Genomic DNA, 14274 nt, shown 5'->3' with positions numbered 1-14274 from the left:
GGGCTGAGATCAGTTGTCGATGCGGGCCTGGATAAAGCTGAGGATCTCGGCCACTGGCATAGCCTGGGCTTCGGTTTCCTTGCGGCTCTTATATTCCACGTTTCCATCGGCTAGGCCGCGATCACTGATGACGATGCGATGTGGGATACCGATCAGTTCCATGTCTGCGAATTTGATGCCCGGACTGGTCTTTTTGTCACGGTCATCCAGCAATACTTCAAAGCCCGCAGCGGTAAGTTCGGCATATAGCGCGTCGGTCGCTTCGCGCACAATATCGGTTTCGTAACGCAACGGCACCAAGGCAATCTGGAAGGGTGCCAAGGCGTCATTCCAGAGAATGCCTCGCTCATCGTTGTTCTGCTCAATGGCTGCAGCCACTACGCGGGAAACACCAATGCCATAGCAGCCCATGGTCAGCGTGACCGGTTTGCCGTTCTCGCCCAGCACCTGACAGTTCAGTGCCTCGCTGTACTTGGTGCCCAGCTGGAAGATATGCCCGACTTCGATGCCGCGTTTGATTTCCAGGGTGCCCTGGCCATCCGGGCTCGGATCGCCAGCCAGCACGTTGCGCAGATCCGCTACTTCCGGCAGCGGCAGGTCGCGCTCCCAGTTCACGCCGAAAAAGTGTTTATCGTCGATATTGGCGCCGCAGGCAAAGTCGCTGATCAAGGCTACCGAGCGGTCGATGACGCAAGGGATCGGCAGATTGACTGGGCCCAACGAGCCAGGACCGGCACCGATGGCCGCGCGAATTTCCGCTTCGCTGGCAAATACCAGTGGGCTGGCGACTAGTTCCAGGTTGGCGGCTTTGATTTCGTTGAGTTCGTGGTCGCCGCGTACGATCAGTGCAACCAAGGTGCCTTCTTTAGCGCCATGCACCATAAGGGTTTTGATGGTTTTCTCGATTGCAATCGTGAACCCCTGAACCAGTGCATCAATGGTCTTGGTATCCGGGGTGTCGATCAGGCGCATGGCTTCGCATGCTTCTGTACGTGCGGTTTCGCGGGGCAGGGCTTCGGCTTTTTCGATATTGGCGGCGTAGTCTGAGCCACTGCTGAAAGCGATATCGTCTTCACCTGACTCGGCCAGCACATGAAATTCGTGGGAGCCAGTACCACCAATGGAGCCGGTATCAGCCTGCACCGGACGGAAGTTCAGGCCCAGGCGAGTAAAAATATTGCAGTAAGCCTGATGCATGCGGTCATAGGTTTGCTGCAGCGAAGCCTGATCGACGTGGAATGAGTAAGCATCCTTCATGATGAACTCGCGACCACGCATCACACCGAAGCGCGGACGCGTTTCGTCACGGAACTTGGTTTGGACCTGGTACAGGTTGATCGGCAGCTGTTTGTAGCTGTTTAGCTCATTGCGTGCCAGGTCGGTGATCACCTCTTCATGGGTCGGGCCGGCGCAAAACTCACGGCCATGACGATCCTTCATGCGCAGCAGTTCTGGACCGTATTGCTCCCAGCGCCCAGATTCCTGCCACAGTTCGGCTGGCTGAATGCCTGGCATCAGCACTTCTAGTGCGCCGGCGGCATTCATCTCTTCGCGTACGACCTTCTCCACCTTGCGCAGTACGCGCAGCCCCATGGGCAGCCATGTGTAGAGGCCAGAAGCCAGTTTGCGGATCATGCCGGCACGCAGCATCAGCTGATGGCTGATCACCACGGCATCGGATGGAGTTTCTTTCAGGGTCGAGAGCAGGAACTGGCTGGTACGCATATTTGGCTGTTCTGTCGGTTGCAAGAGATTTTGAATGGCGCGCATTGTACGGTGCCTGTACAGATGCGTACAGGATGCTGGCGTGTACCTATAAAGGAGGGGCGTGTGTCGAAATCGACGGCGGATCAAGTGCAGGCACTGATCCGGGCGGGGCTGCCAATGGCTGAAGATATCAACCTGTGTATCGATCGACTGGACGCTAAGGGCGCGCTGGCGCGGGTGCCGTTCCACAGCAAGCTGGTGCGCCCAGGCGGCACTTTGTCTGGGCCAACTATTATGGCGCTGGCGGATGCAGCGATGTATGCGGTGGTGCTGGGCAGCCTCGGGCGGGTGGAAATGGCTGTGACGTCGAATTTAAATATTAACTTTCTGGTTAAGCCAAAGCCGGTGGATCTATTAGCTGAGGCACGCATATTGCGCTTGAGTCGCAGGCAGGCTGTGTGCGAAGTGTCGGTCTATTCGCAGGGTAATGAAGATGAGTTGGTGGCGCATGTGACGGGGACTTATGCACTACCGTTGTAGGTTTTCAGCAGACAATAAAGAAAGCCCGAACTAGGTCGGGCTTTCTTTACCTGCTAAGCGGTCTGAATTACAGAACGCTCAGTGGGTATTCGATGTAAGCACGCACTTCGTTGGTATCGGTGCCAACTTCCGAGTTGCTGCGCAGTACTGAGGAGCGAACGCGGAAGGACAGATCTTTAGCCGCACCATCCTGGACTACGTATTTAACTTGGTTGAAGAACTCGTGCTCTTTACCATCGTCACCTGCACCAGTGGCAATGTTGTCAGACCAGATGTAGGCAGTTTTAAAGCTGAGGCCAGGCATCCCGAATGTAGCCATGTCTAACTCATAGCTAGCCTGCCAAGAGCGCTGGTCTTCAAGGTTGAAGTCAGAAAGGAAGCTGTTGGCTACGAAAATAGAGCCACCACCATCGCCAAAGCCATAATCGAAGCCGCGATCACCGGTGTTACGCTGATGGGCAAATATAAAACCATGAGCCCCTATAGTATATTTGGTCGCCAAGCTCCAGATGGTGTTGTCACCACCACCGAATTGACGGTCATAGTCGCTCTTGTAAATGTTGAAGTCAAAACCAAGAGACTGCTCTTCAGCAAGAGCCAGATTGTAGTTTAGATTTGCGTACTTGCGCTCATAGAAGTCTTCAAGATCACTCCAGTAAAGTGCAGCACTGAAGTCATCGCTGAAAGCGTAAGAGCCACCAGCTACGTCGATAGATTTGAGGCCGAAGCTATCGCTACCTGACTGGTTCATTGAATTTTGAGCAGTGAAGCGCCCAGCATTGAGTTCAAGGCCTTCAATCTCGGTGCTGGAAACCATCGTTCCTTCGAAGGTTTCTGGAAGCAGGCGGCCATCATCATATGCGAGCACTGGGAGTGAAGGCATTTGCGAGCCGTATGTGAGCACGGTATTGGAGATGCGCGCCTTGATCGCTGCGTTAGCAATAGTCAGATCTTTCCCTTCATTTTCCGGGAACATGCCGACACCGCGGCGACCAGTGCCTGTGTCCAACTGGAACAGGGTGCCAGCATAAGCATTCACGCCAACACCTACTGTGCCTTGGGTAAAGCCTGATTCGAATACTGCACGGGCGCTGCCGCCCCACTCTTCGGAATAACCGTTATCACGTGCGCCGCGGGAAGCACCATTACGCGCATCGCGGTTGTAATACATGCTTCGTGCGAGAAGCGACAGACTGCTGTCTTCGACAAAACCTTTGGACTCTGATTGGTCAGAGGCCATGGCAATTTGGGTGGTGCCCGCTGCTACTGCGAGGGCGATTACGCTCCACTTCATCACTTGCATCGTGATTGCTCCTTTGGTTTAGAAAACTTGCGCTGTCCTGTTGGTTGTTGTATGGACAGCTCTTTCTTTTTGTGTCGGCGATAACTTATAGCACGCTGCCAATGTTGGCGATAGTTGCAGCCTATACGTGACGAATTCTTCACGGCGGTGTCGCAAAAACTTATGGGGCATGTCGCAATTTTGTAGCTGCTACTGGCGTGCTTGGAGCTAAGGCGAACAGGTTTTTTGCGCATGCTCTCGGGTTGCGTTGGCAGCCTGTCGGTGCAATGCGCTTACGGCGAATCACTAAGCAATAGTCGTGCACAAAATACAGAAAAGGCTCAGGTTCTGGCTCGGTGCTCACCCGCGCCGCCCAATTTTCGGTGGTTGCTTGGGTTTTTAAGTGATTTTTTAGCGGTTATTTCTGTTTTTCTGGTGATGAAAAGGTGTTTTTAATCGTGTGCTTTGGCGTGAGTCTTAAGTAATTGCTGTCCTGCGACTGCTGTATCGAATGGGCAGTAGTGTGAGGATTACTGAAGGGAACGGTTTTGGTGCGCTGATGTGTGTCGGTTTTGCAGAGTGCTGTGTATTGGTGCGTGATTTGTGAGGGCTATGGTGAATGCCTGAGTTGTGGCTTCGGCGTATCCTTGTCGTAAGCTTTGTTCGTGCGAGTTGATGCTTGGTCTTAGCAGGCAGGCTGGAGATGTGACGGTCGTTGCTTGATCTTGATCCTCGTCACGCCCGATCAGTGGGTTCGTTTTAAGGGTAGGTTTTATGTTTGCTCTAGATTCGCGTTTGCAGCTGGACACCGTCTGTTTGGGGGATTACCCCTTGTGCCGTCTCCTGCTGATGAATGATGCGCAGTACCCTTGGTTTATTTTGGTACCGCGCCGTGGGGCTGTTAGCGAGTTATTTCAGCTGGATGCAGGCGATCAATTGCAGTTCTGGCGGGAAACCAACGGGCTGGCTGAAGTGCTTAAAGGCTGTTTTGCAGCTGACAAAATGAATGTCGCAACGCTGGGTAATGTGGTCAGTCAGCTGCATATGCATGTGATAGTGCGGCGATGCGGCGATGCGGCCTGGCCGGCGCCTGTTTGGGGGCGGCATCCGGCGCAGGCCTATACGGCTGAGCAGATAGCGGCCGTGAGGGCACGTTTGCGCCCGGTGCTAACCGGTGATTTTTGTTTTAGTGAGAGTTAACCGGTGGACATAGAAGAACGCATTAACGACTTGCAAAGCCGTTTGGCTTTTCAGGACGACACTATTCAGGCTCTTAACGATGCGCTGGTGGCGCAGCAGCGTTTGTTAGAACGTTTGCAGTTACAGATGGCCGCATTAATCAAGCGTCAGGATGAGGTGGGCTCACAGTTTGGCTTGGCTGAAGATGAGGCGCCGCCTCATTACTAAACGCAGAACGCAAAAGGCCCGCATTATGCGGGCCTTTTGCGTTTGGGGTGGGCTGAGCGACTAGCGTCGTGCAGGCAATGCAGCGATTACGTCTTCGGCTTGTAGGCCTTTGTCGCGCTGCATTACCGCGAATTCGACCCGCTGACCTTCCACCAGAACGCGGTGACCTTCGCCGCGAATGGCACGAAAGTGCACGAAAATATCGTCACCTGAGTCACGTGAGATAAAGCCAAAACCCTTCGACGTATTGAACCATTTCACCGTACCTGTCTCGCGATCACCCAAATCTTGCGAGCCAGAGATATGGCGCTGCTTTAGGCGCAGGTTAGTCGCCAGATGCACCGCGACGGCTGCAGCGATGATGAGCAAGCTGAAAAGGTTGGAGGGTTGATTGGCGATTTCTGCCAGAGGAGCCAGCAGGATCAGAGCTTGCAGCAGCGTGCCGATTACCAGCAAAGCGGAAACTACGTTCTGTGCCTGATGGCGCAAGCCTGCATGCCAAATTGGCAGTTGCGGGGCGAGCAATAAGTTCAACAGGCCGAACAGTGCAAGGTACAGCGCGTTTGGCTGCTCTAGCAGTGGCTGTGGCGTGGTGCTGAGGGTCGGGGCGAAAGAAAGTAACAGGGCAATGGCGCCTGTCAGGAGATGGATGGTTTTCAACATTTTGGATTAGCTCGCTTAATTTAAAGAGTCAACAGAAGGGCTGGCTGCGCGTAGTGGGTGTTCCAAGAGGGGAGTAAAAGCGCGTGATACCAGTTTGTGCGCCAAACCAAACTATGGTTCAGCCGCACGGGCAGTATTTAACAGCAAAGAGGTGGGCTTCTCAATCAAGCTCTGAGCGCTGTGCCACTTGGGTTGGGGTTTACCTGGTTGCGACCATCACGCTTGGCCTGATAAAGCGCATCATCGGCACGGGTGAGCAGAGTTTCTAGCGTGTCGCCTTGTTCAGCAAGGGCGAAGCCAAAGGAAGCGGTGATGCTGTCGAGCACTTCATCGGTGCGGCGTACTTTAATGCGCAACGACTGGATTTTTATCCGCAACTGCTCGGCAAAAGTGTATGCGGCAGCGCTGTCAGTGCAGTCGCGCAGGATGATGCAAAACTCTTCTCCGCCGTAGCGGGCTGCAATAGCGCGTGCGGGCAACGCCTCGCGCAGTAGCTGGCCGACATGCTGCAGCACACGATCACCAAGTGGGTGACCATAGTGGTCGTTGAACTGTTTGAAGTGGTCGATATCCAGCATCACCAAAGCAACACCGCTATGCCCCGCGTTCAGTGTTTGCTCAAGTAATCGGCTAAAGGCATTACGGTTGAATACTTGTGTCAGGTTATCCAGCGTCGCTGCAATGTGGGCGCGCTCGAGCTGGTTGCGCAAAACTTTAATTTCTTCCTGCGCGGCATTTAGGCAATAAAGAAATTTAGTTTGCTGGTCCTGCATTAGTTGCGTGCTTTCTTGCAGTTCGGTCAGCACGCTTGGTAATTCGTCGATGATCGGCTCTTGAAGTGCAGCCAGGCCTTGCTCCAGGCTGGCTTGGTAGTGACTGCCGCCGGTGATGCTGCGCGAGACATTGCCTTCTATATCGTCGATCAGATCGACGATCAGTTGTTGGCCCGCTCGGGCTTCTTCGAGCTCGCCGTGGATGATGAAGTCGCGAAAAAGCTTGGCAGCGGTTTCCGGAGGGAAGCTGTCAAAGTCGGCGATGGTTTTGTCCAGGCGGCGATTGAGTTCGGGCTCAAGACCTTTGCTGTAGGTGTACCAGAGGGCGTAGTGCACCGGGTTGGGGGGGATGTCGTGTCGCATCATTAGCGGCACTGCTTTTTTTAAAAGCGCAGCTGCATCGCGTGTTTCTTCGGGATACAGCTCTAGGATGCTGCTGGCTTTTTTGGGGGAGTTCATGCGTGTCACTGTGGCAAGGTTGCAATTAGCCAGAGCATAGAACAGCTGTTGTCTATTCGCCTAGCAAAAGGCCGCGGATACCTGAACGCTGGGTTAATGGTTTATTTAAACAAGGACTACATTCGTCTGGGGCGTGCCTTAAAACAGAAAACCCTCGGTAAGCCACCGAGGGTTTTTTCTACCGCAAGCCGAGCAGGTTTACGAGCCAATGCACCGGCGCCCAATACAGGCGATTTTTGCAGAAGCAGGTCTGTTAGTGATTTGTTTAAGCAGCCAACAAGCTTCGCAACATCCAAGCGGTCTTTTCATGCACTTGCATACGTTGTGTCAGCAGGTCTGCAGTAGGTTCGTCGCTGACTTTGTCCAGCAGTGGGAAGATGCCGCGAGCCGTGCGCACGACCGCTTCCTGACCTTGCACCAGCTGCTTGATCATGTCTTGCGCGTTGGGTACGCCTTCCTCTTCTTTGATCGACGAGAGGCGGGCATAGGCAGCGTAGGTGCCTGGGGCTGGGAAGCCCAGTGCGCGAATACGCTCGGCGATCTGGTCGACGGCCAGCGCTAATTCGGTGTACTGACCTTCAAACATCAGGTGCAGCGTGTTGAACATTGGGCCGGTGACGTTCCAATGAAAGTTATGGGTTTTTAGGTAGAGGGTGTAAGTGTCGGCGAGTAGGCGCGACAGACCATCGGCGATGGCAGCACGATCTTGCTCGGCTATTCCAATATTAATTTCCATACCGTTTCTCCTTTCAGACGATTGAGGCTGGTTGCCCAGTTTTAATGGGCAAAGCCTAGCATGGCCGTTGTTATCTTTTATTGGGGTTTAAATCAACAAACGTGCTGTTTGGACGCTGAGGGTTGCTCTGGGTTCAGTTTCTGTGTCGTCAGATGCGTTTGTTCCTGCTTGGGTGTGCAGCTTTGTACGGCAATGTATCGAGTACTTTTTGCTGGGTTTAGCGATGTGCTAATTCGGGTTGTTGCTGCAGTGTCTGATTGAACACTTCGACCCAGTGCGTGCTGAATTGACTCCCGGCAAGGTTATTTATTTCCAGAATGGCGCGTAACAGTGGGCGTTTGTTTAGGGTTTGATGGGCGCGCTCATGGGTGCGGGCTTCAAATGTGTCGACGATGCCGATAATCAGCGCGCCGGGGCTGGTTTCGGCTTCTTTTAAGCCTTTCGGGTAGCCACTGCCGTCGGCGTGCTCCTGGTGTTGCAGGGTTATTTCCGCCGCTGCACTCCAGCGTGGCAGGCGCTTGAGTAAGTCATAGGCAAGGCGCGGGTGTGATTGCATCTGGCGGCGCTCGTCTCGACTGAGGTTGGCCTCTTTGTGCAGTAAGTTAAGCGGCAGAAACGCCATGCCTATGTCATGCAGGCAAATGGCCGCTGCCAGTTGCTCGGGTTGTTCGAGGTTGCCACCGTGCCGATTGATCGCCAGCGCTAGATCAAGTTGACGTAGGCCGCGCCCTTGCCAGAAGTGCGAGCGGCGCTCGCTGGCTTGCATAAGGTCAATAAAAAACAGCAGGTCGGCGTCGGGCTCAATGTCATAGTGCTTGAGTAAATCAGCCGCGCTCGGTTGGTCCTCAATGGTGGCGGTTAGTAGTTGTGAGCTGGGGTCGAGTTGTTGCAAAAGCGCGCTGCGCGTTGCGGTCTGTTGTGCGTGTGGGGTAATCGCCAGGGCGCCGAGTGCCTGGCTAAGGCTTTTGCTCTGCGCTGCATCAAGTTGTGCCTCGGGTGTTCCGAGTGCGTGCTGGATTTGCTCTCTCAGGTGGTCGAGGGTCAATAGAAGGATATCGCCCAGCAGGCTGTCGAAATGTAACTGGCCCTCGCGCAGGCAGGACAGTACGTCCTCCATGGCTTGCGGCACGCTCATCAGCGTATTGAGGCCGATATAACCCAGGTTGCCCTTGAGCGTGTGCACCAGGCGAAACAGCTCGCGCAGGCGCTCGTGGTCATCGGGTGTGTGTTCAAGCTCGATCAGCAATTGCTCGCAACGCTGGAATTGTTCGCTGGATTCCAGGCGAAAGTCTGCCAGCAAATCGCTGGGGATTTCTGCCAGGTTCGGCGTGGCCATAAGCCTCTCCACTATTCGATGGTCAGAGTGCTGCATGCCTGAGTATAGGAAGGGCTGGCAAAAGCGCGTGGGCCGGCGGCTGCACGTGACGGCTTAACCATATATAATCTCGCGCTTTACCGCGTTTTGTCGGGCGAACAGTCGGCTGCGTATGCGCCGCTGATCGTTTCGCGCCCTTTAAAAGCAGCACAATTGCGGAAAATGGCGCGTGCGCCAGCCGGTCATCCGGCCAACGAGCGTCGCAGTTATTGCGGCCCAACGAATTCAAGACTCAAGAGAAGCGACCACCACCATGATGCGCAGCCATTATTGCGGCCAACTGAACGAGAGCCTGGACGGCCAGGAAGTCATCCTTTGCGGTTGGGTACATCGCCGTCGTGACCATGGCGGGGTGATTTTCCTCGACATTCGTGACCGTGAAGGCCTGGCGCAGGTGGTATTTGATCCGGATCGAGCGGCGACCTTCGCCACCGCCGACAAGGTGCGTAGCGAATACGTGGTCAAGATCACTGGCAAGGTTCGCCTGCGCCCTGAGGGTGCGCGTAACGCCAATATGGCGTCCGGCGCTATTGAGGTGCTGGGCTATGAGCTGGAAGTGCTGAACGAAGCGGAAACTCCGCCGTTCCCGCTCAACGAATACACCGACGTAGGTGAAGAGACCCGCCTGCGCTACCGCTTTATCGACCTGCGTCGCCCGGAAATGGCGGCCAAGCTGAAGCTGCGTTCGAGCATCACCAGCAGCATTCGTCGTTACTTGGATGACAATGGCTTCCTCGATGTGGAAACGCCGATCCTTACCCGTGCCACCCCAGAAGGTGCGCGTGACTATTTGGTGCCGAGCCGCACCCATGCCGGCAGCTTCTTTGCGTTGCCACAATCGCCGCAGCTGTTCAAACAACTGCTGATGGTCGCGGGCTTCGACCGCTACTACCAGATCGCCAAGTGCTTCCGCGACGAAGACCTGCGCGCTGACCGTCAGCCGGAATTCACCCAGATCGATATCGAAACCAGCTTCATGGATGAGGCCGACATCATGGCCATCACCGAGAAGATGGTTCGTCAGCTGTTTAAGGAAGTACTGGACGTCGAGTTCGGTGAGCTGCCGCACATGACCCTGGCCGAAGCCATGCGTCGTTTCGGTTCCGACAAGCCGGACCTGCGCAACCCGCTGGAGCTGGTGGATGTGGCTGACCAGCTGAAAGATGTCGACTTCAAGGTCTTCGCCGGCCCGGCCAACGATCCCAAGTGCCGCGTCACCGCGTTGCGCGTACCGGGCGGGGCGAGCATGCCGCGCAAGCAGATCGACGACTACACCAAGTTCGTCGGTATCTACGGTGCGAAGGGCTTGGCCTATATCAAGGTCAACGAGCGTGCCGCTGGCGTTGAAGGCCTGCAGTCGCCGATCGTCAAGAACATCCCGCTGGACAACATCAATGTGATCCTTGATCGCGTCGGTGCCGTAGATGGCGACATCGTGTTCTTCGGTGCCGACAAAGCCAAGATCGTCAGCGAGGCCCTGGGTGCGCTGCGCATCAAGCTCGGTCATGACCTCAACCTGCTGACTTGCGAGTGGGCGCCGCTGTGGGTCGTCGACTTCCCGATGTTCGAAGAGAACGACGACGGCAGCCTGACCGCTATGCACCACCCGTTCACCGCACCGAAGTGCAGCCCGGCCGAGCTGGAGGCCAATCCGGCCGCCGCGCTGTCGCGTGCCTACGACATGGTGCTCAACGGCACCGAGCTGGGCGGCGGTTCGATCCGTATCCACGACAAATCGATGCAGCAGACTGTGTTCCGCGTACTCGGCATCAGCGAAGACGAGCAGCAGGAAAAGTTCGGTTTCCTCCTCGACGCGCTGAAGTTCGGCGCGCCACCCCACGGTGGGTTGGCTTTTGGTCTGGATCGCCTGGTCATGCTGATGACTGGCGCCAGCTCGATCCGTGAAGTGATTGCCTTCCCGAAAACCCAGAGCGCGGCTTGCGTCATGACTCAGGCGCCGGGCGAGGTGGATAACAAATCGCTGCGTGAGCTGCACATTCGTCTGCGTGAGCAACCGAAAGCAGAATAAAACGTCACAAGAAGCCTGGTTTTCCAGGCTTCTTCTTTATGGCGGGGCGGAGAGACTCGAACTCTCACGCCTCAATATTGACTATTGAAACAAACGGAGTGAGTTATGGCTGGTCATTCCAAATGGGCCAATATTAAACACCGCAAAGGCCGTCAAGACGCCAAGCGCGGCAAGATTTTCACCAAGATCATTCGTGAGCTGACTGTTGCAGCCAAGCACGGTGGCCCCATTCCTGCGGATAATCCGCGCCTGCGTCTGGCGGTGGACAAGGCGCTGACCGCCAATATGTCGCGCGATGTGATTGATCGGGCGATTGCTCGCGGTGCTGGCAATAACGACGCCGATAACGTCGTTGAGCTGAGCTATGAAGGTTACGCGCTGGGTGGTGTCGCCATTATCGTTGAAGCTATGACCGACAACCGTAATCGCACCGCCGCCGAAGTGCGCCATGCCTTTACCAAGTGCGGGGGCAACCTGGGTACCGATGGTTCGGTGGCTTATATGTTCGACCGCAAGGGGCAGATCAGTTTCGCTCCGGGCGTCAGCGAAGATACGCTGATGGAAGCGGCACTGGAGGCCGGTGCTGACGATGTTGAGATGGCTGAGGATGGTTCAGCGCTGGTGTCTACCAGCTTTGCCGATTTTCATGCGGTTAACGAGGCGCTTTGTGCGGCCGGCTTTAAACCGAGCGATGCAGAGATTGCGATGATCCCCTCGATCAGTGCGCCTGTTACCGAATTGGAAACTGCGCAAAAAGTCATCAAGCTGATCGACATGCTGGAGGACCTCGACGATGTACAGGAGGTCTATCACAACGCCGAAATATCTGACGAGCTGATGGAGCAGCTTGGCTAAGTATCGGCGTACATAAAAAGCCGGAGGTGTTTGGGTGAGTGGCCCAACTGCTTCCGGTTTTTTTATGGCCCTAACGCCCTCGTAGCACCTGGTTACGGCGCGACCTGAGAAAGAGCGCCGTGTCATCTTTATCGGTGTTGCCTGGGTGACGTGGATATGGGCTGGCCCTATACTTGGCGACTGGATAAATAGACAGTGTTCCAGCCCTGTTGGCTGGCCTCTTGAGTGGGCGTTAATGCATGACCTTGATTCTCGGCATTGATCCCGGTTCGCGCATCACGGGTTACGGTGTAGTGCGTGATAACGGGCGCAGTTGCGAGTATGTGGCCTCTGGCTGTATTCGCACGGGCAATGGTTCGATGCCAGAGCGTTTGCAAGTGGTGTTCCGTGGCGTGCGTGAAGTTATCGAAACCTACGGGCCGGTGACCATGGGCATTGAGCAGGTGTTTATGGCGCGCAACCCGGATTCCGCGCTCAAGCTCGGCCAGGCGCGCGGTGTGGCCATCGTTGCGGGAATGGAGGCGGGGCTGGATATTGCTGAATACACCGCCACGCAGGTCAAGCAGGCCATTGCCGGCAGCGGCGGGGCGGATAAGGAGCAAGTGCAGTTGATGGTCATGCACTTGCTCAAACTGGTGCAAAAACCACAGATTGATGCATCGGATGCTCTGGCGATTGCCCTGTGTCATGCCCATCACCGGCAAAGCCTGATTCCCCATGGCCTAGTAGGCGCCAAGCGGCGCGCGGGTCGCCTTCGTTTGTAACGTAATTTTAAGGAAGCAGCGGTGATCGGACGTTTGCGTGGCACCTTGGCGGAAAAGCAACCGCCGCATGTGATTATTGACATAAATGGTTTGGGTTATGAGCTGGAAGTGCCGATGACCACTCTGTACCGTTTGCCATCGGTCGGTGAGCCGCTGACCCTGCATACCCATCTGGTGGTGCGCGAAGATGCGCATCTGCTTTATGGCTTTTTTGAAAAGCGTGAGCGTGAGCTGTTCCGTGAGCTGATCCGTCTCAATGGTGTCGGCCCGAAGCTGGCGTTGGCTTTGATGTCCGGTTTGGAGGTCGATGAGTTGGTGCGCTGCGTGCAGGCACAAGACACCTCCGTATTGGTGAGAATCCCAGGGGTCGGTAAAAAAACCGCTGAGCGGCTTCTGGTTGAGCTGAAAGATCGCTTCAAAGCCTGGGAAACTGTGCCGGGCATGTCGGCACTGGTGACGGAACCTCGCACAGGCGCGGCAGTCTCAAGCGCGGAGAGTGACGCGGTTAGCGCTCTTATTTCGCTTGGCTATAAACCTCAGGAAGCCAGTCGTGCGGTCTCTGTAATTAAGGAAGACGGTTTGAGCAGTGAAGACATGATTCGTCGAGCCCTTAAGGGAATGGTCTAGTGCTAGAAGCAGATCGCCTGATTACGGCTGCTCCCCGCGACCGCGACGAGCAAGTTGATCGTGCCATTCGCCCGTTAAAACTGGCCGAATATATCGGCCAGCCAAGCGTGCGCGAGCAGATGGAGCTGTTTATCCAGGCGGCTCGAGGGCGCAGCGAAGCGCTCGATCACACCTTGATCTTCGGCCCGCCTGGTCTGGGCAAGACCACCCTGGCCAATATCATCGCCCAGGAAATGAATGTTTCGATCAAGAGCACCTCAGGTCCCGTGCTGGAGCGGCCGGGTGATCTGGCGGCGCTGCTGACCAATCTTGAGCCGGGTGATGTGCTGTTTATCGATGAGATTCATCGCCTGTCGCCGATTGTCGAGGAAGTGCTGTACCCGGCCATGGAAGACTTCCAGCTCGACATCATGATCGGCGAAGGCCCGGCCGCGCGTTCGATCAAGCTCGATCTGCCGCCGTTTACCTTGGTCGGTGCCACCACGCGCGCGGGTATGTTGACCAATCCGCTGCGTGACCGTTTTGGCATTGTGCAGCGCCTTGAGTTCTACAACACCGACGATCTGGCGACCATCGTCATGCGCTCTGCTGGGATTCTCGGCTTGCCGATAGAGCCGCGCGGCGCATTTGAGATCGCGCGGCGTGCTCGCGGTACGCCGCGTATTGCTAACCGCCTGCTACGCCGCGTGCGTGATTTTGCTGAAGTGCGCGGGCGGGGCGATATCACCTGTGAAATTGCCGACCTAGCACTGAACTTACTCGACGTCGATGAACGCGGCTTCGACCATCAGGATCGTCGCCTCTTGCTGACCATGATTGAGAAGTTTGACGGTGGTCCGGTTGGGGTGGACAACCTCGCTGCTGCCATCAGTGAGGAGCGCCACACCATCGAAGATGTGCTGGAGCCCTACCTGATTCAGCAGGGCTATATCATGCGTACCCCGCGCGGACGCGTGGTGACGCGCCATGCCTACTTGCATTTCGGCCTGAATGTGCCCAAACGCATGGGCGAGCTGTCGGTAACGGAACAGTTTGATAGCACATCGGAGTAAGAAAA

The 14274-nt window shown here is 55.7% G+C and carries 14 protein-coding genes and 1 pseudogene; 8 read left to right on the top strand and 7 right to left on the bottom strand.

What is annotated here, in order from left to right; genetic code table 11:
• Positions 1 to 9: 9 nt before the first annotated feature.
• On the bottom strand, positions 10 to 1725 hold the full coding sequence (locus AC0J6G_RS09105; protein ID WP_475253296.1) for a proline--tRNA ligase: 1716 nt from the start codon (positions 1723 to 1725) through the stop codon (positions 10 to 12).
• Positions 1726 to 1788: 63 nt separating this feature from the next.
• Between AC0J6G_RS09105 and AC0J6G_RS09100 the strand changes: the two genes are divergently transcribed.
• Complete coding sequence (locus AC0J6G_RS09100) at positions 1789 to 2247, top strand: PaaI family thioesterase (RefSeq protein WP_475253661.1); 459 nt, start codon at positions 1789 to 1791, stop codon at positions 2245 to 2247.
• A 67-nt stretch (positions 2248 to 2314) separates the two neighbouring features.
• On the opposite strand, the gene AC0J6G_RS09095 is transcribed toward AC0J6G_RS09100, so the two are convergent.
• Positions 2315 to 3550, bottom strand: coding sequence for an OprD family outer membrane porin (locus AC0J6G_RS09095; protein WP_475253294.1), 1236 nt, complete (start codon positions 3548 to 3550; stop codon positions 2315 to 2317).
• 753 nt (positions 3551 to 4303) lie between these two features.
• On the opposite strand from AC0J6G_RS09095, the gene AC0J6G_RS09090 reads away from it, so the two are divergent.
• Together AC0J6G_RS09090 and AC0J6G_RS09085 are read left to right on the top strand one after the other, a co-directional pair.
• Complete coding sequence (locus AC0J6G_RS09090; protein WP_475253292.1) at positions 4304 to 4729, top strand: HIT family protein; 426 nt, start codon at positions 4304 to 4306, stop codon at positions 4727 to 4729.
• Positions 4730 to 4732: 3 nt separating this feature from the next.
• A complete protein-coding gene (locus AC0J6G_RS09085; RefSeq protein WP_475253290.1) occupies positions 4733 to 4936 on the top strand; it encodes a SlyX family protein in 204 nt (67 codons plus the stop codon).
• A 60-nt stretch (positions 4937 to 4996) separates the two neighbouring features.
• On the opposite strand, the gene AC0J6G_RS09080 is transcribed toward AC0J6G_RS09085, so the two are convergent.
• The 5 genes and pseudogenes from AC0J6G_RS09080 to AC0J6G_RS09060 form a co-directional block, all read right to left on the bottom strand.
• Entirely contained in the window at positions 4997 to 5221 is a 225-nt protein-coding gene (locus AC0J6G_RS09080; protein ID WP_169852850.1) for a cold-shock protein, read from the bottom strand.
• Positions 5222 to 5278: 57 nt separating this feature from the next.
• Positions 5279 to 5599 (bottom strand): annotated as a pseudogene (locus tag AC0J6G_RS09075) (cold shock domain-containing protein membrane protein); the annotation flags it as partial.
• A gap of 164 nt (positions 5600 to 5763) precedes the next feature.
• Positions 5764 to 6831, bottom strand: coding sequence for a GGDEF domain-containing protein (locus AC0J6G_RS09070; protein WP_475253288.1), 1068 nt, complete (start codon positions 6829 to 6831; stop codon positions 5764 to 5766).
• 265 nt (positions 6832 to 7096) lie between these two features.
• A complete protein-coding gene (locus AC0J6G_RS09065; protein WP_475253286.1) occupies positions 7097 to 7567 on the bottom strand; it encodes a Dps family protein in 471 nt (156 codons plus the stop codon).
• 217 nt (positions 7568 to 7784) lie between these two features.
• Positions 7785 to 8903 carry an HD-GYP domain-containing protein gene (locus AC0J6G_RS09060; protein WP_475253284.1) on the bottom strand — a complete coding sequence of 373 codons (1119 nt, stop codon included), beginning with the start codon at positions 8901 to 8903 and terminating at the stop codon, positions 7785 to 7787.
• Positions 8904 to 9195: 292 nt separating this feature from the next.
• On the opposite strand from AC0J6G_RS09060, the gene aspS reads away from it, so the two are divergent.
• From aspS to ruvB, 5 genes are all read left to right on the top strand, one after another.
• Complete coding sequence (gene aspS / locus AC0J6G_RS09055) at positions 9196 to 10971, top strand: aspartate--tRNA ligase (RefSeq protein WP_475253282.1); 1776 nt, start codon at positions 9196 to 9198, stop codon at positions 10969 to 10971.
• Positions 10972 to 11076: 105 nt separating this feature from the next.
• Positions 11077 to 11826, top strand: a complete 750-nt coding sequence (locus tag AC0J6G_RS09050; protein WP_475253280.1) for a YebC/PmpR family DNA-binding transcriptional regulator — start codon at positions 11077 to 11079, stop codon at positions 11824 to 11826.
• A 239-nt stretch (positions 11827 to 12065) separates the two neighbouring features.
• On the top strand, positions 12066 to 12590 hold the full coding sequence (gene ruvC / locus AC0J6G_RS09045) for a crossover junction endodeoxyribonuclease RuvC (RefSeq protein WP_475253278.1): 525 nt from the start codon (positions 12066 to 12068) through the stop codon (positions 12588 to 12590).
• 21 nt (positions 12591 to 12611) lie between these two features.
• A complete protein-coding gene (gene ruvA / locus AC0J6G_RS09040; RefSeq protein WP_475253276.1) occupies positions 12612 to 13217 on the top strand; it encodes a Holliday junction branch migration protein RuvA in 606 nt (201 codons plus the stop codon).
• Positions 13217 to 14269, top strand: coding sequence for a Holliday junction branch migration DNA helicase RuvB (gene ruvB / locus AC0J6G_RS09035; RefSeq protein WP_475253274.1), 1053 nt, complete (start codon positions 13217 to 13219; stop codon positions 14267 to 14269). The genes ruvA and ruvB overlap by 1 nt, the downstream gene beginning before the upstream one ends.
• Positions 14270 to 14274 lie beyond the last annotated feature (5 nt).

The organism is Pseudomonas sp. TS_SC_3 (assembly GCF_056156225.1).
This window is presented reverse-complemented; position numbering and strand designations above follow the sequence as displayed.